Source organism: Promicromonospora sukumoe 327MFSha3.1, from assembly GCF_000385135.1.
In the GTDB taxonomy this organism is placed as follows: domain Bacteria; phylum Actinomycetota; class Actinomycetes; order Actinomycetales; family Cellulomonadaceae; genus Promicromonospora; species Promicromonospora sukumoe_B.
Window position 1 is genome coordinate 224118 of the sequence record NZ_ARQM01000016.1, and the last position, 17993, is coordinate 242110.

The window sequence follows — 17993 nt, forward strand, 5'->3', positions numbered from 1 at the left end:
GCCCGTGAGTATTTTCGCGAGACGTGAGCACCTCCCAATACACCCGTCTCGTCTCCGCCGCCACAGTTGGTGCCCTCGTGCTGCCGGTCGCTGGCTGCGCCGCGATCGGGCTGCCCGGTTCGGAGGCGGACGCCGCCCCCACCGCCGCGGCGAGGGTGGTCGTCTCCGGCAGCTTCCAGGGTGCCGGCGCCTCGTCGCAGGAGTCGGCGATGGAGGCGTGGATCACCGGCTTCCAGGAGCAGCACCCCGAGGCCGACATCAGCTACGACCCCGTCGGGTCCGGTGACGGCCGCGAAGCCTTCCTCGCGGGCGGCACGGCCTTCGGCGCCTCCGACGTCGCGCTGAGCGACGAGGAGATGGCGGCGTCCGGCCCCGCCTGCGACGGCGGCAACGCGATCGACCTGCCCGTCTACATCAGCCCGATCGCCGTCGCGTTCAACCTCGACGGCGTCGAGCAGCTCAACCTGTCCTCGGACGTGATCGCGAAGATCTTCACCGGGCAGATCACGCGGTGGAACGACCCGGCGATCGTCGCGGCCAACCCGGAGGCGAAGCTGCCCGCCCTGGGCATCACGCCGGTGCACCGCTCCGACGACTCGGGCACCACCGAGAACTTCACCGACTACCTGCACGCGACCGCGTCCGAGGCGTGGCCGCACACCCCGGACGGCATCTGGCCGCTGCCGGAGGGCTTCGCCGCGGAGGGCACGGGCGGCGTCACGGACACCGTCCGGTCCACGCCGGGCGGCATCACCTACGCCGACGCCTCGCGCACCACCGACCTCGGCCGCGCGGCGATCCTGGTGGGCGACGAGTACGTGCCCTACAGCGCGGACGCCGCCGCGGCCGTCGTCGACGTCTCGCCCCGGATCGAGAACCGGTACGAGCACGACCTCGCGTTCTCCCTCGACCGGACGATCGACAAGCCCTTCGCCTACCCGATGGTGCTCGTCTCCTACCTCGTCGTGTGCTCGCGCTACGACGACCGGGCCAAGGGCACCTTTGTCAAGGAGTTCGTCGACTACGTCGCGTCCACCGAGGGCCAGGAGCGCGCCGCCGAGGCGGCGGGCAGCGCCGTCATCTCGCCGGACGTGCAGGACTGGATCGGGGCGGCCGCAAAGGCCATCTACCTGACCCAGGAACGCCCGGAGGAGCAGGCCGGCTGAACCGGCCCGGGGCCGCCCCAGGACCGTTCCGGCAGGTGGAGCAAGTCCGGCCGTGTCATGGTGATCGTGTTGCGTATCACCCGCTTCCCGCGGGGTTGTTCACCCTCCGTTTACCTCGTCCTGGTGAGCAGGTCACTCCACCTGCCTAGCGTCCCGACTGACGCCGCGGCGCTCGCCGCGCGTAAGACTTGAACAGGATGGAACGACACGTGAAGATCAGCCGATTCCCCCGCGTTGGCTCCGCTGTCATGGTGGGCGCGCTCGCGCTGAGCCTCGCAGCCTGCGGGTCCGACCCGACGACCGGCGCCGAGCCCAGCGAGGCGGCGGGTGGCGAGGCCATCTCCGGCGACTTCGCCGGCGCTGGTGCGTCCTCCCAGGAGTCCGCGATGGAGGCCTGGGTCGCCGGCTTCCAGAGCGCCAACCCGGACGCCACGATCAACTACGACCCGGCCGGTTCCGGCGCGGGCCGTGAGCAGTTCCTCGCGGGCGGCGTGCAGTGGGCCGGCTCGGACTCCGCGCTCGACGACGAGGAGCTCACCGCCTCGGCCGAGGTCTGCGGCCCCGACGGCGCGATCGACCTGCCGATCTACGTCAGCCCGATCGCCGTGGCCTTCAACCTGCCCGGCGTCGACTCGCTGAACCTCTCCTCCGAGGTCATCGCCAACATCTTCAACGGCGAGATCAAGAAGTGGAACGACGACGCGATCGCGGCGGACAACCCTGACGCCGAGCTCCCGGACACCGACATCACGCCGGTGCACCGCCTCGACGACTCGGGCACCACCGAGAACTTCACCGAGTACCTGTCCGCGACGGCCCCCGAGGCCTGGACCGACGAGCCCGACGGTGTCTGGCCGCTCGAGGGCGGCGACTCCGCCGAGGGCACGTCCGGCGTGGTCGGTGTCGTGACCGACACCGAGGGCGCCGTCACCTACGCCGACGCCTCCAAGGTCGGCACCCTGGGCACCGCCTCGATCAAGGTCGGCGAGGAGTTCGTGGCGTTCTCGGCCGAGGGCGCCGCCGCCACGGTGGACGCCTCCCCGCGCGTCGAGGGCCGTGCCGAGCACGACTTCGCCATCGAGGTCGACCGTACGCTGACCGACCCCAGCACCTACCCGCTGGTGCTCGTCTCCTACGCCATCGCCTGCACCAACTACGCGGACGAGGCGCAGGGCAACTTCGTCAAGGCGTTCCTCGCCTACCAGGCTTCCGAGGAGGGCCAGCAGGCCGCGGCCGACGCCGCGGGCAGCTCGCCCATCTCGGCGGCCACCGCTGAGCAGGTCAACGCCGCGATCGAGTCGATCACGGTCGGCTGACCGACCAGATGAATACCGGCCGGTGGCCGGACCGGCGGCGCTCTCTCGGCGCCGGCCGGTCCGACCACCGGCACAGGCATGTCAGTCACTGATCCCGCACACCGAGCGATGAGCATCGAGGAGCTCTTGTGACCACCACCGACAGTCCGCCGGACGCAAAGCCCGGCCGGCTGAAGCCGCCCGCCCGACGGCGCAACAGCGGCGACACCGAACGCGGCTTCAGCCGGGTGTTCCGCTGGATCACCACCGGGTCCGGCGCGTTCCTGCTGCTGGTCCTGGCAGCCGTCGCGGTGTTCCTCATCGCGCGCGGTCTGCCCGCGCTGACGGCGTCGCCGGACGAGCTCAGCGGCAAGGGCGGTCTGCCCACCGGGATGAACTCGCTCTGGGACCTGGTCGGCCCCCTCGTGTTCGGCACGCTCCTGGCCGCGACCATGGCGCTGCTGCTCGCGACGCCGGTCGCCATCGGGATCGCGCTGTTCATCTCCCACTACGCCCCCCGCCGCGCCGCCTCGGTGATCGGCTACGTGATCGACCTCCTGGCCGCGATCCCGTCCGTGGTGTTCGGCCTGTGGGGCGGGCGCACGCTGGCCCCGATCATCAGCGACGTGTGGGTGTGGATCGCCGGGGTGCTCGACTTCCTGCCGTTCTGGACCGTGAACGTGACGAACACGGGCCGCTCGCTCGCGACGGCGTCCGTCGTGCTCGCGGTGATGGTGCTGCCGATCATCACGGCGGTCTCCCGCGAGGTCTTCCTGCAGACCCCCACGCTGCACGAGGAGGCCGCGCTCGCCCTGGGCGCCACCCGCTGGGAGATGATCCGCACGGCCGTGCTGCCGTTCGGCCGCTCCGGCGTCATCTCGGCCGCGATGCTCGGTCTGGGCCGTGCGCTCGGCGAGACGATGGCGGTGCTGATGATCCTGTCGCCCGGCATCCTCTACTCGTTCCAGATCTTCGACTCGGGCCAGCAGCAGACCATCGCCGCCTTCATCGCGTCGCGGTTCGCCGAGGCCAGCGGGCTCGCGGTGAACGTGCTCATCGCCACCGGCCTCGCGCTGTTCGTCATCACCATGGTGGTCAACATGGGCGCCCGCGCGATCGTCGCGCGGCGCAAGGAATTCTCGGGAGCCAACTGATGAGCGCCACGACCTCGATCACGGACGACGCCGGCGCCGTCGAGCGCACGCGTGCCCTGCTGACCACCGCCGACAGCGGCCGCAGGCGCGCCGACCGTGCCATGACGATCCTGATCTACGGTGCCTTCCTCCTCGCCGTCATCCCGCTCGTGTCCCTGCTGTGGACGGTCGTCGTCAACGGCGTCGAGCGGTTCGACGGCGACTTCCTCTTCACGTCGATGCGCGGTGTCTTCGGCGGCATGGACATGGGCGGCGCGTACCACGCCGCCGTCGGGACGCTGATGATCACGCTGACCGCCACGGTCATCTCGGTACCGATCGGCCTGCTCGTGGCCATCTACCTCGTCGAGTACGGCCGCGGCGCGCTCGCCCGGGCCACGACCTTCTTCGTGGACGTCATGACGGGTATCCCGTCGATCGTCGCGGGCCTGTTCGCGTTCGCGCTGTTCACGATCTTCCTGGGCCCGGGCGCCAAGCTCGGCATCATCGCGGCGGTCGCGCTGAGCGTGCTGATGATCCCCGTCGTGGTGCGCTCCTGCGAGGAGATGCTCAAGCTCGTCCCGAACGAGCTGCGGGAGGCGTCCTACGCGCTGGGCGTGCCCAAGTGGCTCACCATCGTCCGGGTCGTGCTGCGCACCTCCGTCGCCGGCATCACGACCGGTGTGCTGCTCTCCATCGCCCGCGTGATCGGCGAGACCGCCCCCATCCTCATCACCGCCGGTGTGTCGGACTCGATCAACTTCAACGTGTTCGACGGGCGCATGATGACTCTGCCGGTCTACATCTTCAGCCAGTACCGTCAGGGACCGGTGCCCTGCCGGGAGGACGCGCTCGACTGCCTGGTCAGCATCAACTTCGACCGGGCCTGGGCCGCCGCCCTCCTGCTGATCATCATCGTCATGCTCCTCAACCTCATCGGGCGCCTCGTGACCCGGTGGTTCTCCCCGAAGCTGCGCTGACGCGCAGACCCGCCTCAGCCGCAGCTCACACGAAGGAATGATCCGATGGCACAGCGCATCGACGTGAAAGACCTGAACATCTACTACGGCGACTTCCTCGCCGTGGAGGGTGTGTCCATGACGATCGACCCCAAGTCCGTCACGGCCTTCATCGGCCCGTCGGGCTGCGGCAAGTCGACGTTCCTGCGCACCCTGAACCGCATGCACGAGGTGATCCCCGGGGCCCGCGTCGACGGCTCGGTCGAGCTCGAGGGTGTCGACCTGTACGGCGACGACGTCGACCCCGTGGCCGTGCGCCGCACCGTCGGCATGGTGTTCCAGCGCCCCAACCCGTTCCCTACGATGTCCATCCGCGACAACGTGCTGGCGGGCGTGAAGCTGAACAACAAGCGGATCTCGAAGTCCGACGCCGACGAGCTGGTCGAGTCCTCGCTGCGTGGCGCCAACCTGTGGAACGAGGTCAAGGACCGCCTCGAGAAGCCGGGCTCCGGCCTGTCGGGCGGCCAGCAGCAGCGCCTGTGCATCGCCCGCGCCATCGCGGTGAAGCCGCAGGTGGTGCTCATGGACGAGCCGTGCTCGGCCCTGGACCCGATCTCCACCCTGGCGATCGAGGACCTCATCCAGGAGCTCAAGAAGGACTACACGATCGTCATCGTGACGCACAACATGCAGCAGGCGGCGCGCGTGAGCGACCGGACGGCGTTCTTCAACATCGCGGGCACCGGCAAGCCCGGCCGCCTCATCGAGATGAACGACACGGCGACGATCTTCTCGTCGCCCGCCGAGAAGGCCACCGAGGACTACGTCTCGGGCCGCTTCGGGTGATCGTCCGCTGATCGGGTACGACAAGAGCCGGTGGGTCGGACCCACCGGCTCTTCGTCGTTCCTGCGGTGCCTACTCCGTGGGGGAGGCCGACGGCTCGACGACCTCGACCACCTCGACCGGCACGTAGTCCGCGTACTCCGGCAGCGTGCCGTCGAACACCGGGAGCTGGAACTCCTTGGTGTCCGCGCCGACGCTCAGGGTGGCGTCGAGGTAGTCGCCGGGCGCCGCGGTGACCAGGTCGATCAGGGCGGGCTCACCGGCCTCGGCGTTCAGGTACACGGTGTCGCCGGCCGGGACCTCGACGACCAGGGGGCCGGCGCCGGGCGACTGGAGCGTGAACGTCGCGTCGTCGGCGCTGGTGTTGGACAGCGCGCCCAGGACGTTGCCGGGCTCGCCCTCGGCGGCGGACACGACCAGGAGGTTGATGCCGCGCAGCTCCGTGTTCTCCGCGCCCAGGACGGAGACCCCGACGCCGTCGGACGGGTCGTAGTTGAGCGTCGTCGTGGTCGGGGCGCAGGCCGCCAGGAGGAGGGCCCCCGCAGCGGAGACCCCCGCGACGGCGATGGTGCGGGCGCCTCGGGCGGCGGTGGCGCGACGGGACACGGTGAACTCCCTGATGTTCGTCTGGTTCGGGCGGGGGCGGATCCCCGCAATATCCTAGTGGGCCCACGGGCGTGCCCGCGCATCGCCGAAGGTGACGAACCACCCGGTCAGGGAGTGGCAACGGTCACGGCTACGGAACGATCCGACCGGGGGTGAAGGGGTGGTGACCACCCTCCATCCACCCACATGCAACGCTCTGACCTGCACAAACGCAGTTCGTTCCGGGCCCGCGCGAACCCCAAGGGTGCAAGTTCTCCAGATCACGCCGTGGTAACCTGGTTTCAGGGAAAGGGGACATCTGCAGATGACGTTCACAGTAGGCGAGACGGTTGTCTACCCGCACCACGGCGCGGCGCTGATCGAAGAGATCAAGACCCGCAAGATTCGCGGCGAAGAAAAGATGTACCTGAAGCTCAAGGTTGCCCAGGGCGACCTCACCATCGAGGTCCCGGCGGAGAACGTCGACCTCGTGGGGGTACGCGACGTCGTCGGCCAGGAGGGTCTCGACCGCGTGTTCGAGGTGCTTCGCGCGCCGTACACCGAAGAGCCCACCAACTGGTCGCGCCGGTACAAGGCAAACCTCGAGAAGCTGGCGTCCGGCGACGTCATCAAGGTGGCCGAGGTCGTTCGCGACCTGTCCCGCCGTGACGCCGACCGTGGTCTCTCCGCAGGTGAGAAGCGCATGCTGGCCAAGGCGCGGCAGATCCTGGTGTCCGAGCTCGCGCTGGCCGAGCACACCGAGGAGGAGAAGGCGGAAGCCATTCTCGACGAGGTCCTCGCTTCCTGACTTACCCACAGGGTCCCCACCACCTCGGACGGGCCGGCCGGGCGACCGGCGCGCGCACCCCACGGGATCCTTCGCTTCAATCATGATCCTGTGGGGACCCGCGACGAGATGACGACCCTTGCAATCCTGACGGCCGCCGGCTCGGGCACCCGACTAGGACGTGACCTGCCCAAGGCCCTCGTGGAGCTGGACGGCTTCCCGCTGGTGCTCCACGCGGCGCGCCGCCTGGCAGCGTCGGGGGTCGTGGACTCCCTCGTGGTCACCGCACCCGACGGTCTGACCGACGTCATGACCGACCTCCTGGCGAACGACCCGCACGTGCAGGTCCCCGTCCAGGTGACCGACGGCGGCCCCACACGGCAGGCATCCGTCGGCGCCGGCCTGGCCCTCGCTCGGGCCGGCGACGACGTGGTGCTGGTGCACGACGCGGCCCGGCCGCTCGTCCCGGCTGACCTCGTGCGGCGGGTCGTGGGCGCCGTCCGCAGCGGCCACGGCGCCGTCGTGCCCGGCCTGCCCGTCACCGACACGGTCAAGCAGGTGCGGCCGGACGGCGACGCGGAGCTGGTCACCGGCACCCCCGACCGCGCGCTGCTGCGGGCCGTGCAGACGCCCCAGGGCTTCGCCCGGGACCTGCTGGTGCGTGCGCACAGGACCGGTGCCGCCCGGGCCAGGGCGGAGCACCTGGCGGCGACCGACGACGCCGGGCTCGTCGAGGTGCTCGGCGAGCCGGTGCACATCGTGCCGGGGGACGCCGCCGCCTTCAAGATCACCACCGAACGCGACCTGTGGCTCGCGTCCCTCGTGCTGCAGGAGAGCAACGCATGACCGACCCGTCGAGCACGCCCGACCTCACGGTCGCGGCCCCGGCCCCGTACCCCCTGCCGCGTACGGGGATCGGCGTCGACGTGCACGCTTACGCGCCGGACGGCTCGGACCGCGAGATGTGGCTCGGCGGCCTGCACTGGCCCGGGGAACGGGGCCTGGCCGGGCACTCCGACGCCGACGTCGCCGCCCACGCGGCCGCGGACGCGCTGTTCTCGGCGGCGGGCCTCGGCGACCTCGGGTCGCACTTCGGGACCGGCCGTCCCGAGTGGGCGGGGGCCTCCGGGACCACACTTCTTGCCGAGGCCGCGAGGCGCGTCCGGGCTGCCGGGTACATGATCGGTAACGTGGCTGTTCAGGTGATCGGAAACCATCCGCGTGTCGGCACGCGACGCGACGAGGCCCAGGCGGCGCTGTCCGCCGCCGCGGGCGCGCCCGTCTCGCTGACCGCGACCACTACGGACGCGCTCGGGCTGACCGGGCGTGGCGAGGGGGTCGCGGCCATCGCGACCGCGCTCGTCGTGCCCGACAGCAGGGCGGCGGCATGAACAAGCGGAAGCCGCTGGACGAGCGTCGCGCCGAGATCGTCGAGGCCGGGCTGAGCGTCGCCATGCGCGAGGGCGTCGAGTCGGTGACCGTGCGCCGCGTGGCCCAGGAGGCCGGGATCTCCCTGGGCACGGTGCACTACTGCTTCGACGACAAGGACGCGATGCTGCGCGCCATGGGCCGCGCCATCGCCATGCGGGCGTCGGAGCCCATGATCTCCGCGCTGGAGGCGGGTCCGGACCGCACGACGCTGGCCGAGACCGCCGTCGACGCCCTGCTGACCGGTCTCAAGCAGCACCAGCACATGCGGCTGCTGACCTTCGAGTTCGCCGTGTCGGGCGCGCGTACGCCGGTGCTGCGCGAGGTGGCGCAGGCGCACCTCAAGCAGAGCATCGTGATGACGCGGGAGTACCTGCAGCGGCTGGCCGACGTCGCCGAGGCCAAGTACCGGACCGACCTCGACGTGCTGTCGCGGACGGTGGCGATCCGGATCGACGGTATCGAGCTGGCCTGGATGGTCGACCAGGACGACGCCGCGGCGCGCTCCGCGTTCGCCGACCTGACGCACGACGTCTTCGACGACATGACGCCCTGAGCCGGCAGCCCCGGCCGGGCGTTATCCCGCGAAGACCCGCTGGGTGTAGGGGTTGGCGAACACGCCCTGGGGGTCGGCCGCCTCGCGCGCCCGGCGGAAGTCCTCGAAGCGGCGGTACTGGCCCGCCAGGTAGTCGGCGTCGCGGGTGTGCATCTTGCCCCAGTGGGGGCGCCCGCCCACGGCCGTGAAGATCTGCTCGGCGGCGTCGAAGTACCGCGCGTACGGCAGCTTCCAGTACTGGTGCACGGCCACGTACGCGGTGTCGCGGCCGTAGGCGGTGGACAGCCAGACGTCGTCGGCGGGGGCGAAGCGGACCTCGACCGGGAACGGGATGTTCTCGCCCGTGGACCGCTGCCAGGCGTCGAGCTGGTCGAGCACCTGCCGCACCGCCGCCCGCGGCACGGCGTACTCCATCTCGCGGAACCGCACGCGCCGGTGCGTGCAGAACACCTCGTGCGACGGCGCCGTGTAGCGGCGCGAGCTCAGGGCGCGGGCCGAGATCGCGTTCAGCGTGGGGGTCGCCGCCGGGACGAGGGTAGCGATCCGGTTGACGGTGCCGAACAGCGCGTTGGACAGCACCTCCTCGTCGATGAACGAGCGGACGGCGCCCGCCGCCCTGCGCAGGCCGTGCGCCAGGCCGGACCCGGCGTTCGTGCCGGCGTCGACCCGCGTGTTGCGCAGCGTCAGGGCGCGGCGCGTGGCGGGGAACCAGTAGAACTCGAAGTGGTCGCTGCCCGCGACGAGGTCGTCGAGCTCCTCGAGGACGCGGTCCAGGGGCCAGGGCTCCTCGACGGCGAGGAGGTCGAAGGCGGGGACGGCCTCGATGGTCACGGTGCTCAGCACGCCCGTGGCGCCGAGGCCGAGGCGGGAGGCCTCGAACAGGTCGTGGCGCTCGGTGGGCGCGGCGCGCACGACGTCGCCGTCGGGCCCCACGACCGTCAGGGCGCGCACGCGGGTGGCGAGGCCGCCGAACCGGGCGCCCGTGCCGTGCGTGCCCGTGGAGATGGCGCCGGCGACCGACTGCCGGTCGATGTCGCCGAGGTTCTGCATGGCCAGGCCGCGCTCGGCCAGGTGCCGGTTGAGCTGGTGCAGCCGCATGCCCGCGCCCACCGTGACCAGGGCGTGCCCGGTGTCTGGGTCGCGCTCCACGCGGTGCAGGGCGTCCAGGTGGTCCAGGTTGAGCAGCACGCCGTCGGTGGCCGCCGCCGGCATGAACGAGTGCCCGGCGCCGACGGCGCGCACCGTGTGCCCGTCCTTGACGGCGCGCCGGACGGCGTCGGACAGCTCGTCCTCGGAGGCCGGCTGCTCGAGTCGTGCGGGCGTGGCGGTCACGTTGCGTGCCCAGTTCGTCCAGATCACGGGAGCACTATCCCACGGGCCCGCTCAGGGGGACAGAACCGGAGTAGCGTTCGGGCATGAGCTCCGCAGCAGACACCGCCGCGCGGCTTTCCGCCGCCACGTCCGGCCTGCCGGCCCCCGTCGCCGTGGTCGACCTGGACGTGTTCGACACCAACGCCCTCGACATCCTCAAGCGGGCCGACGGCGTGCCCGTGCGGGTCGCGTCGAAGTCCGTGCGGGTGCGCTCCCTCGTCGAGCGGGCGCTCGGGCACGGGTTCGCCGGTGTCATGGCCTACTCGCTGCGTGAGGCGCTGTGGCTGGTCGGCCAGGGCACGCGCGACGTGCTGGTCGGCTACCCGACGGTGGACCGCGAGGCGCTGGCCGCGCTGGCCTCGGACGCCACCGCGCGCACCGAGATCACCCTGATGGTCGACGACGTGGCCCACCTCGGCCTGATCGCCGACGCCGAGGAGCGGGCCGGTGCGGGCGGGCCCGAGGCGGCCGCGTCGGCCGCGCGGCCGATCCAGGTCTGCCTGGACGTCGACTGCTCGCTGCGGGTCGGCGTCGGGCCGCTCACGGCGCACCTGGGCGTGCGCCGCTCGCCCCTGCGCGAGCCCGGCGACGTCGCCGCCCTGGCGACCGTGGCGCAGGCCAAGGGCCTCGCGGTGCGCGGCCTGATGTTCTACGAGGCCCAGGTGGCCGGCCTGCCGGACACCAGCCCCGCGGTCCGGGTCGTCAAGCGGCTCACGATGCGCGAGGTGAACGAGCGGCGCGTGCGGATCCTCGCGGCGGTGCGCGACGCCGTCGGGCACGAGGTGGAGCTGGTCAACGCGGGCGGCACCGGGTCGATCGAGGTGAGCGGCAGCGCGCCCGGGGTGACCGAGGTGACCTCCGGCTCCGGGCTGTTCGCCCCCGGGCTGTTCGACGGCTACCGCTCGTTCGAGGCGCGGCCGGCGGCGTTCTTCGGCCTGGACGTGGTCCGCGAGCCCGCCCCCGGCTGGGTGACGGCGTTCGCGGGCGGGTACGCGGCGTCGGGCCAGGCCGGCAAGCTGCGGCTGCCGCGCCTGTTCACGCCCGGCTACACGCTGAGCGGGACCGAGGGCGCGGGCGAGGTGCAGACGCCGCTCAAGGCCACCCGGGCGGGCGGCGGCATGCTCCGCACCGGGGACCGGGTCTGGCTCCGGCACGCGAAGGCCGGCGAGATGATGGAGCGGTTCGACCAGGTGCACCTCGTGCGGGGCAGCGTGATCACCGAGACCGTGCCGACGTACCGCGGCGAGGGCCGCAACTTCGGCTAGGCCCGCTCGCCCGGCATCGGGTAGAACAAGCCCATGCCCACACTGCACCACCGCAACCGGCCGATGACGGGTCGCGACCCGCACGAGCCGGCGCGCACGGCGACCCCGCTGGAGCTGCTGTTCGACCTCACGTTCGTGGTCGCGTTCGGGGTGGCCGGCGAGCAGGGCGCGCACCTGCTCGCCGAGGGGCACGTGGCGTCGGGCGTCGTGGGCTTCGCGTTCTCGATGTTCGCGATCTGCTGGGCGTGGATCAACTTCACCTGGTTCGCCTCCGCGTTCGACACCGACGACTGGTTCTACCGCGTCACCACCATGGTGCAGATGATCGGCGTCGTGATCCTGGCGCTCGGCCTGCCCGCGATGTTCGCGTCGATCGACGAGGGCGACCGCGTGCACAACGAGGTCATGGTCGCCGGGTACATCGTGATGCGGCTGGCCACGCTCGTGCAGTGGCTGCGCGCGGCCCGGCAGGCGCCCGAGTACCGCGCCACCTGCATGTCGTACGTGCGCACGCTGGTCATCACGCAGGTCGGGTGGCTCGTCCTGGCGGTCGCCCCCGTGACGGTCCCGGTCTTCTTCGTGGGTGGTGTGCTGCTGGGGATCGCCGAGATGGCGGGGCCGTACGTCGCCGAGCGCTACCGCACGGCCGGCCCCGGCCAGAAGAGCACGCCGTGGCACGCCCACCACATGGCGGAGCGCTACGGCCTGCTCGCCATCATCACGCTCGGCGAGGGGGTGATCGGCACCGTGGCGTCGCTGTCCGCCGTCGTCACGGACTCGGGATGGACGCTCGACGCCGCGCTCGTGGCGCTCGCGGGCACCGGCCTCACGTTCGGGCTCTGGTGGACGTACTACCTCACGCCCGACGCCGAGCTGCTGCACCGCCACCGGGAGCGGTCGTTCACCTGGGGCTACGGCAACATCCTGGTCTTCGCGGCGCTGGCTGGCGTCGGGGCCGGGCTGCACGTCGCCGGCTACTACCTGGAGGAGCACTCGCACCTCGGCGCCCTCGGGACGGTGCTGGCGGTCGCCGTGCCGGTGCTGGTGTTCGTGGTGGCCGACTACGTCCAGTTCTGGATCCTCAGCCGGGCGGTCAGCCCGCTGCACCTGTACCTGGTGCTCGGCACGGTCGCGACGCTCGCCGTGGCGGTCGCCGCCGCGGCGGCGGGCGTCGGCATGGCGTGGGCCCTGCTCCTGGTGATGCTCGCGCCCGCGATCTCGGTCGTCGGGTACGAGGCGCGCGGGCACCGGCACGTGGCCCGGCTGCTCGGGGACGACGCCTAGACCGTTAGCCTGCACTGATGCGAGCAGCAGTGACGGTGCACATGGACGCGTCCCCCGAGCGGGTCTGGGACCTGCTCAGCGACGTCACGCGGGTGGGCGAGCTGAGCCCGGAGACGTTCGAGGCCGAGTGGACGGACGGCGCGACCGGCCCCGCCGTCGGCGCGCACTTCCGCGGGCACGTGCGGCGCAACGGCGTCGGCCCCGTGTACTGGTCGCAGTGCAAGGTGACGCACTGCGAGCCGGGCCGCGACTTCGGCTTCACCGTGTACCTGGGCGGCAGGCGCCTGAACAACTGGCGCTACCGGCTGGCACCCGCCGACGGCGGCACCGACGTCACCGAGTCGTTCGAGCTGGAGCAGCGCGGCGCGGCGCGGGTGTACTGGGCGCTGGCGGGCTGGCACCGGCGCCGGGTGAACGTGCGGGGCATGCGGCAGACCCTGGAACGAGCCCGGGCAATTGTCGAGGCGGGAACCTGAAGCGCCGGTACCCTTGACAGGTGACTATTCGCCTGTTTGACACCGCTGCGCGCGAGGTGCGCGACTTCACCCCCATCACCCCGGGCGAGGTCGGCATCTACCTGTGTGGCGCCACGGTGCAGGCACCCCCGCACGTAGGTCATCTGCGTCCGGTCATCGCGTTCGACGTGCTGCGCCGGTGGCTCACCCGGCGGGGTCTGAAGGTCACCCTGATCCGCAACGTCACCGACATCGACGACAAGGTGCTGGCCAAGGCGGCCGCCGCCGGCCGGGAGTGGTGGGCGCACGCCGCGCTGTACGAGCGGGTGTTCACCCAGGCGTACGACGCGCTCGGCGTGATCCCGCCCACCTACGAGCCGCGGGCCACGGGCAGCGTGCCCGAGATGGTCGCGCTCATGGAGCGTCTGGTCGAGAAGGGCAACGCCTACTCCACCGGCGAGGGCAACGTCTGGTTCGACGTCCACTCCTGGCCCGCCTACGGCGAGCTGACCCGGCAGCGGGTCGAGGACCTCAGTCCCGAGGAGGGCACGGAGGCCGCGCCGGGGTCCGCCGCCGCGGCCAAGAAGAACCCGCACGACTTCGCGCTGTGGAAGGCCGCCAAGCCGGGCGAGCCGGAGTCGGCGTCGTGGGACACCCCGTTCGGCCGCGGCCGGCCCGGCTGGCACCTGGAGTGCTCCGCGATGGCCCGCCGCTACCTGGGCGAGACGTTCGACATCCACGGCGGCGGCCTCGACCTGCGGTTCCCGCACCACGAGAACGAGCAGGCGCAGTCGCGGGCCGCGGGCTACGAGTTCGCCCAGCGCTGGATGCACGTCGCGTGGGTCACGCAGTCCGGCGTCAAGATGTCGAAGTCCCTGGGCAACGGGCTGCTGGTCAGCGAGCTGCTGGCCCAGGCGCCCGCGCCCGTCGTGCGCTACGCCCTGGTGGCCGTGCAGTACCGCTCCATGCTGGAGTGGGCGCCCGACACCCTGGACGAGGCCCGCACCACGTGGGAGCGCCTGTCGGGCTTCGTCACGCGCGCCTCGGAGCGCGTGGGCGACGTCCCCGTCGAGGAGGTCGCCAAGGCCGAGCTCCCCGAGGCGTTCGCCGCCGCGATGGACGACGACCTCAACGTGCCGCAGGCGCTCGCCGTCGTGCACGAGCACCTGCGGGCCGGCAACACGGCCCTCGCCTCCGGGAGCGACGCCGCCGTCCGCGACGAGCTGGTGACGCTCCGTGCGATGCTGGACGTGCTGGGCCTGGACCCGGCCGACCCGCAGTGGTCGACGTCGGGCGACGACCGGTACGCGACCGCCCTCGACGGGCTGGTCGCCGCCGAGCTGAAGGCCCGCGCGGAGGCGCGGGCCGCGAAGGACTGGGCCACCTCCGACGCGATCCGGGACCGCCTCGCGGCCGCCGGGATCGAGGTCCAGGACTCCGCCGACGGGGCCCGCTGGGCCCTCTCCTGATCTGACACCCCGGCTGAGAGACGAGATACAAAAGATGGCAGGCAACTCCAAGCGCGCCGGTGCGGTGCGCAAGGCCGGCTCCAAGAAGGGTGCGCAGGTCGGCACCGGCGGGCACAGCCGCAAGGCGCTGCGCGGCAAGGGCCCGACGCCCAAGGCGGAGGACCGCACCTACCACCCCGCGCACCAGCGCAAGGTGGCGGCGGAGAAGCGCGCCGCCACGGGGCAGCGCCGTCCTGGCGGCCCGGGCGGGCGCGGCGCCGGCCGCAAGGGCGCCGGCGCGGCCGAGGTGGTCGCCGGGCGCAACTCCGTGCTGGAGGCGCTCCGCGCGGAGATGCCCGCCGAGGGCATCTACCTGGCCTCGCGCCTGGAGTCGGACGACCGCACCAAGGAGATCCTGGAGATCGCGCACGCGCGCAGCCTGCCGATGTTCGAGGCGTCGCGCGTCGACCTGGACCGGCTCACCGACGGCGCGGTGCACCAGGGCGTCGCCATGAAGGTGCCGCCGTACGACTACCGGGACGCCGACGACCTGCTCGACGTCGCGGCCGAGGCGGGCCAGCCGCCGCTGATCGTGGCGCTGGACGGCATCACCGACCCGCGCAACCTCGGGGCCGTGCTGCGGTCCGCCGGGGCGTTCGGCGCGCACGGCGTGCTGGTGCCGGAGCGGCGCGCGGCGGGCGTGACGGCGTCGGCCTGGAAGGTGTCCGCGGGCGCGGCCGCGCGCGTGCCGGTGGCACGGGCGACCAACCTGGCCCGTGAGCTGGCCGAGCTGAAGAAGACGGGCTGCTTCGTGGTGGGCCTCGACGCGGGCGGCGACATGCCCGTGGGCGAGCTCGCGTACGCGAACGACCCGCTGGTGCTGGTCGTCGGCTCGGAGGGCAAGGGCCTGTCCCGCCTGGTGCGCGACGCGTGCGACGCCGTCGTCTCCATCCCGATCGCGGCCACGACCGAGTCGCTGAACGCCGCCGTGGCGGCGGGCATCACGCTCTACGAGGTGGCCAGGCAGCGCACGGACGCGAGCCAGGCCTAGGCCTGCTGCTCGGCCTCGCCCGGCGCGAGGCCGAGCAGGGCGTCCTCGTCGGGGCGGTGCCGCAGCACGTTCTCGACGTAGGACTTGGCGGCCTCGGGCAGCGGGATGTCCCGCTGCGCCTGCTGCGAGATGAACCAGCGGTGGTCGAGGATCTCGTGGAACAGCTGCGCCGGCTCCAGCTTGCGCCGCATCTCCTTGGGCACGGCGTCGATCGTGGGGCGGAAGACCTGGCGGACCCAGGCGTGCGCCACGATCTGCTCCTGGTCGTTCTGCCGGTCCGTCGCGGCGCGGAAGCTGTCCAGGTCGTTGAGCATGCGGCGTGCCTGGTTCTCCTGGACGTCCAGGCCCGTCAGGCGCAGCAGCCGGCGCGAGTGGTGCCCGGCGTCGACCACCTTGGGCTGGATGCGCACCTTGGTGCCGTCGATGTCCGTGGTGATCTCCAGCTCGCCCACGTCGAAGCCCAGGTCGTTGAGCCGCTCGATGCGCGCGGCCACGCGCCAGCGCTCCTCCTGGTCGAACGCCTCCGAGATGGTCAGGGCGGCCCACAGCTCCTGGTAGCGCTCCACGAGCGCGTCGCCGATGGACACCTCGTCGACGTCCTCGTCGAGCAGCTCGCCCGCGGCGAGGTCCATCAGCTCGCCGATGATGTTGGTGCGCGCCAGGTCGACGTCGTAGTTGCGCTGGCCGTCGGTGAGCTGGCGGTGCATGTCGCCGGTCTCGGCGTCCACCAGGTAGGCCGCGAAGGTCTCGGCGTCGCGCCGGAAGAGGGTGTTGGACAGCGACACGTCGCCCCAGTAGAAGCCCACGAGGTGCAGGCGCACCAGGAGCACCGCGAGGGCGTCGATGAGGCGCGTGGCGGTGTCGGGTCGCAGGTCCTGGCTGAACAGGGCGCGGTACGGCAGCGAGAACGGCAGGTGCTCGGTGATGAGCACGGCCTCGAGCCGCTCGCCGTCGGGCGCGCTGCGGCCCGTGATGACGCCCACGGGCACCACGGAGGGCACCTCGATGCGGTGCAGCTGCCGCAGCAGCGCGTACTCGCGGTAGGCGACGGTCTCGCCGATCTCCTTGATGGCCAGCACGCGGCCGCCGTGGTTGACGAACCGGACCACGTGCCGCGAGATGCCCTGGGGCAGGGCGGCGAGGACCTCGTCGGGCCACTCCGCCAGCGGGACGTCCCACGGGAGGTCCAGCAGAGTGGGGTCGGGCGCCACCGCGGTGATCTGGAGGTTCTGCTGGGGCATGGGCACCATTCTGGATGACAGGAGCGCCGGCGCTGAATCACGGCGGGACAGAAGTGTGGCGAGACAGGGCGTCGGCTGGTGCCGGCGTCCTGTCTCGCCACAGTTCTACTTCGCCATGGTTCTACCTCGGCGAGGGGGCGTCGGCTCAGCCGAGGCGCTCACCCGTGGTCGCGGAGAACACGTGCGAGTGGCCGGCCTGGATGGCGACGGAGATGACGTCACCCTTGTCCGGCACACCGCGCGGGTCGATGCGCACGATGACCTGGTTGGTGTCGCCGGCGGAGAGGTCGACGTCGGCGGCGTCGCCCTTGAGCGAGCCGTAGACGAAGGCGTCGGAGCCGAGCTCCTCGACCAGGTTGACCTCGACCTCGAACGAGCCGGAGGTGCCGGACGGGACGACGTCGAGGGCCTCGGGGCGGAAGCCCAGGGTGACCTTGCCGCCGTCGGCCTCGCTGATGGTGGAGGCGATCGAGCGCTCCAGGGGGACGCTGGCCGAACCGACCTTGACGTTGCCCTCCTTGACGTCGAACGTACCGATGTTCATGGCCGGGGAGCCGATGAAGCCGGCGACGAAGACGTTGCTCGGGCGGTCGTACATCTCACGCGGGGTGCCGACCTGCTGCAGGATGCCACCGTTGAGGACCGCGATGCGGTCGCCCATGGTGAGGGCCTCGGTCTGGTCGTGGGTCACGTAGACCGTGGTGACGCCCAGGCGGCGCTGCAGCGACGCGATCTGGGTACGGGTCTGGACGCGGAGCTTGGCGTCGAGGTTCGACAGCGGCTCGTCCATGAGGAACACCTGCGGCTGACGCACGATGGCGCGGCCCATGGCGACACGCTGACGCTGGCCACCCGAGAGGGCCTTCGGCTTGCGGTCGAGGTACTCGGTGAGGTCGAGGATCTTCGCGGCCTCCTCGACCCGCTGGCGGATCTCCGCCTTCGGGGTGCCCGCGATCTTCAGGGCGAAGCCCATGTTGTCCGCCACCGACATGTGCGGGTACAGCGCGTAGTTCTGGAACACCATCGCGATGTCGCGGTCCTTGGGCTGCACGTCGGTGACGTCCCGGTCACCGATGAAGATGTGCCCGCCGTTGACGTCCTCGAGACCCGCGAGCATGCGCAGGG

At 71.8% G+C, this 17993-nt stretch carries 18 protein-coding genes; 14 read left to right on the forward strand and 4 right to left on the reverse strand.

From position 1 onward, the window contains the following. Positions 1 to 23: 23 nt before the first annotated feature. The 5 genes from pstS (H291_RS0126005) (at position 24) to pstB (ending at position 5399) form a co-directional block, all read left to right on the forward strand. Positions 24 to 1166, forward strand: coding sequence for a phosphate ABC transporter substrate-binding protein PstS (gene pstS, locus H291_RS0126005; protein WP_026366149.1), 1143 nt, complete (start codon positions 24 to 26; stop codon positions 1164 to 1166). 197 nt (positions 1167 to 1363) lie between these two features. Then, positions 1364 to 2482: a phosphate ABC transporter substrate-binding protein PstS gene (gene pstS, locus H291_RS0126010; protein WP_033328019.1), complete on the forward strand. Its 1119-nt coding sequence runs from the start codon at positions 1364 to 1366 to the stop codon at positions 2480 to 2482. 128 nt (positions 2483 to 2610) lie between these two features. Next, positions 2611 to 3615: a phosphate ABC transporter permease subunit PstC gene (gene pstC, locus H291_RS0126015; protein ID WP_020017964.1), complete on the forward strand. Its 1005-nt coding sequence runs from the start codon at positions 2611 to 2613 to the stop codon at positions 3613 to 3615. Next, on the forward strand, positions 3615 to 4574 hold the full coding sequence (gene pstA / locus H291_RS0126020) for a phosphate ABC transporter permease PstA (protein ID WP_020017965.1): 960 nt from the start codon (positions 3615 to 3617) through the stop codon (positions 4572 to 4574). The genes pstC and pstA overlap by 1 nt, the downstream gene beginning before the upstream one ends. Positions 4575 to 4619: 45 nt before the next feature. Continuing rightward, on the forward strand, positions 4620 to 5399 hold the full coding sequence (gene pstB, locus H291_RS0126025; protein WP_020017966.1) for a phosphate ABC transporter ATP-binding protein PstB: 780 nt from the start codon (positions 4620 to 4622) through the stop codon (positions 5397 to 5399). 70 nt (positions 5400 to 5469) lie between these two features. Here pstB and H291_RS0126030 read toward each other — a convergent pair whose 3' ends face one another. Further along, positions 5470 to 6003: a hypothetical protein gene (locus tag H291_RS0126030; protein ID WP_020017967.1), complete on the reverse strand. Its 534-nt coding sequence runs from the start codon at positions 6001 to 6003 to the stop codon at positions 5470 to 5472. 304 nt (positions 6004 to 6307) lie between these two features. On the opposite strand from H291_RS0126030, the gene H291_RS0126035 reads away from it, so the two are divergent. From H291_RS0126035 to H291_RS33015, 4 genes are all read left to right on the forward strand, one after another. Beyond that, positions 6308 to 6790, forward strand: coding sequence for a CarD family transcriptional regulator (locus tag H291_RS0126035; protein WP_020017968.1), 483 nt, complete (start codon positions 6308 to 6310; stop codon positions 6788 to 6790). Between the two features lie 108 nt (positions 6791 to 6898). Then, positions 6899 to 7615 carry a 2-C-methyl-D-erythritol 4-phosphate cytidylyltransferase gene (gene ispD, locus H291_RS0126040; RefSeq protein ID WP_026366151.1) on the forward strand — a complete coding sequence of 239 codons (717 nt, stop codon included), beginning with the start codon at positions 6899 to 6901 and terminating at the stop codon, positions 7613 to 7615. Beyond that, a complete protein-coding gene (gene ispF, locus H291_RS0126045) occupies positions 7612 to 8160 on the forward strand; it encodes a 2-C-methyl-D-erythritol 2,4-cyclodiphosphate synthase (protein WP_020017970.1) in 549 nt (182 codons plus the stop codon). The genes ispD and ispF overlap by 4 nt, the downstream gene beginning before the upstream one ends. Beyond that, positions 8157 to 8753 (forward strand): TetR/AcrR family transcriptional regulator, encoded by a 597-nt coding sequence (locus tag H291_RS33015; RefSeq protein WP_020017971.1) that lies wholly within the window; start codon positions 8157 to 8159, stop codon positions 8751 to 8753. The genes ispF and H291_RS33015 overlap by 4 nt, the downstream gene beginning before the upstream one ends. Positions 8754 to 8774: 21 nt before the next feature. Here H291_RS33015 and H291_RS0126055 read toward each other — a convergent pair whose 3' ends face one another. Continuing rightward, positions 8775 to 10112, reverse strand: a complete 1338-nt coding sequence (locus H291_RS0126055) for a D-arabinono-1,4-lactone oxidase (protein WP_020017972.1) — start codon at positions 10110 to 10112, stop codon at positions 8775 to 8777. A gap of 56 nt (positions 10113 to 10168) precedes the next feature. Between H291_RS0126055 and H291_RS0126060 the strand changes: the two genes are divergently transcribed. From H291_RS0126060 to rlmB, 5 genes are read left to right on the forward strand one after another with little or no spacing between them, the layout of a single operon-like run. Then, positions 10169 to 11389 carry an alanine racemase gene (locus H291_RS0126060; RefSeq protein ID WP_020017973.1) on the forward strand — a complete coding sequence of 407 codons (1221 nt, stop codon included), beginning with the start codon at positions 10169 to 10171 and terminating at the stop codon, positions 11387 to 11389. A 33-nt stretch (positions 11390 to 11422) separates the two neighbouring features. Beyond that, positions 11423 to 12673: a low temperature requirement protein A gene (locus H291_RS0126065; RefSeq protein ID WP_020017974.1), complete on the forward strand. Its 1251-nt coding sequence runs from the start codon at positions 11423 to 11425 to the stop codon at positions 12671 to 12673. Positions 12674 to 12690: 17 nt separating this feature from the next. Continuing rightward, the gene (locus tag H291_RS0126070) at positions 12691 to 13149 is read left to right on the forward strand and encodes an SRPBCC family protein (protein ID WP_026366152.1); all 459 of its coding nucleotides are present in this window, start codon (positions 12691 to 12693) and stop codon (positions 13147 to 13149) included. A gap of 20 nt (positions 13150 to 13169) precedes the next feature. After that, the gene (cysS, locus tag H291_RS0126075; protein ID WP_026366153.1) at positions 13170 to 14597 is read left to right on the forward strand and encodes a cysteine--tRNA ligase; all 1428 of its coding nucleotides are present in this window, start codon (positions 13170 to 13172) and stop codon (positions 14595 to 14597) included. Between the two features lie 34 nt (positions 14598 to 14631). Next, positions 14632 to 15627, forward strand: a complete 996-nt coding sequence (rlmB, locus tag H291_RS0126080; RefSeq protein WP_020017977.1) for a 23S rRNA (guanosine(2251)-2'-O)-methyltransferase RlmB — start codon at positions 14632 to 14634, stop codon at positions 15625 to 15627. Here the strand turns inward: rlmB and H291_RS0126085 are convergent. Both H291_RS0126085 and H291_RS0126090 read right to left on the reverse strand, forming a co-directional pair. After that, on the reverse strand, positions 15624 to 16868 hold the full coding sequence (locus H291_RS0126085) for a DUF4032 domain-containing protein (RefSeq protein ID WP_020017978.1): 1245 nt from the start codon (positions 16866 to 16868) through the stop codon (positions 15624 to 15626). The two genes, rlmB and H291_RS0126085, sit on opposite strands and share 4 nt — an antisense overlap. A gap of 145 nt (positions 16869 to 17013) precedes the next feature. Further along, positions 17014 to 17993: ABC transporter ATP-binding protein (locus H291_RS0126090; RefSeq protein WP_020018174.1), on the reverse strand; the 980-nt coding region annotated here is incomplete at its 5' end.

Excerpts from the sequence above, each read along its gene's own strand:
- pstS (WP_033328019.1), top strand. The coding sequence starts at position 1,364 with ATGGAACGACACGTGAAGATCAGCCGATTCCCCCGCGTTGGCTCCGCT.
- pstA (WP_020017965.1), top strand. The coding sequence starts at position 3,615 with ATGAGCGCCACGACCTCGATCACGGACGACGCCGGCGCCGTCGAGCGC.
- pstB (WP_020017966.1), top strand. The coding sequence starts at position 4,620 with ATGGCACAGCGCATCGACGTGAAAGACCTGAACATCTACTACGGCGAC.
- H291_RS0126035 (WP_020017968.1), top strand. The coding sequence starts at position 6,308 with ATGACGTTCACAGTAGGCGAGACGGTTGTCTACCCGCACCACGGCGCG.
- ispD (WP_026366151.1), top strand. The coding sequence starts at position 6,899 with ATGACGACCCTTGCAATCCTGACGGCCGCCGGCTCGGGCACCCGACTA.
- ispF (WP_020017970.1), top strand. The coding sequence starts at position 7,612 with ATGACCGACCCGTCGAGCACGCCCGACCTCACGGTCGCGGCCCCGGCC.
- H291_RS33015 (WP_020017971.1), top strand. The coding sequence starts at position 8,157 with ATGAACAAGCGGAAGCCGCTGGACGAGCGTCGCGCCGAGATCGTCGAG.
- H291_RS0126060 (WP_020017973.1), top strand. The coding sequence starts at position 10,169 with ATGAGCTCCGCAGCAGACACCGCCGCGCGGCTTTCCGCCGCCACGTCC.
- H291_RS0126065 (WP_020017974.1), top strand. The coding sequence starts at position 11,423 with ATGCCCACACTGCACCACCGCAACCGGCCGATGACGGGTCGCGACCCG.
- H291_RS0126070 (WP_026366152.1), top strand. The coding sequence starts at position 12,691 with ATGCGAGCAGCAGTGACGGTGCACATGGACGCGTCCCCCGAGCGGGTC.
- rlmB (WP_020017977.1), top strand. The coding sequence starts at position 14,632 with ATGGCAGGCAACTCCAAGCGCGCCGGTGCGGTGCGCAAGGCCGGCTCC.
- H291_RS0126085 (WP_020017978.1), bottom strand. The coding sequence starts at position 16,868 with ATGCCCCAGCAGAACCTCCAGATCACCGCGGTGGCGCCCGACCCCACT.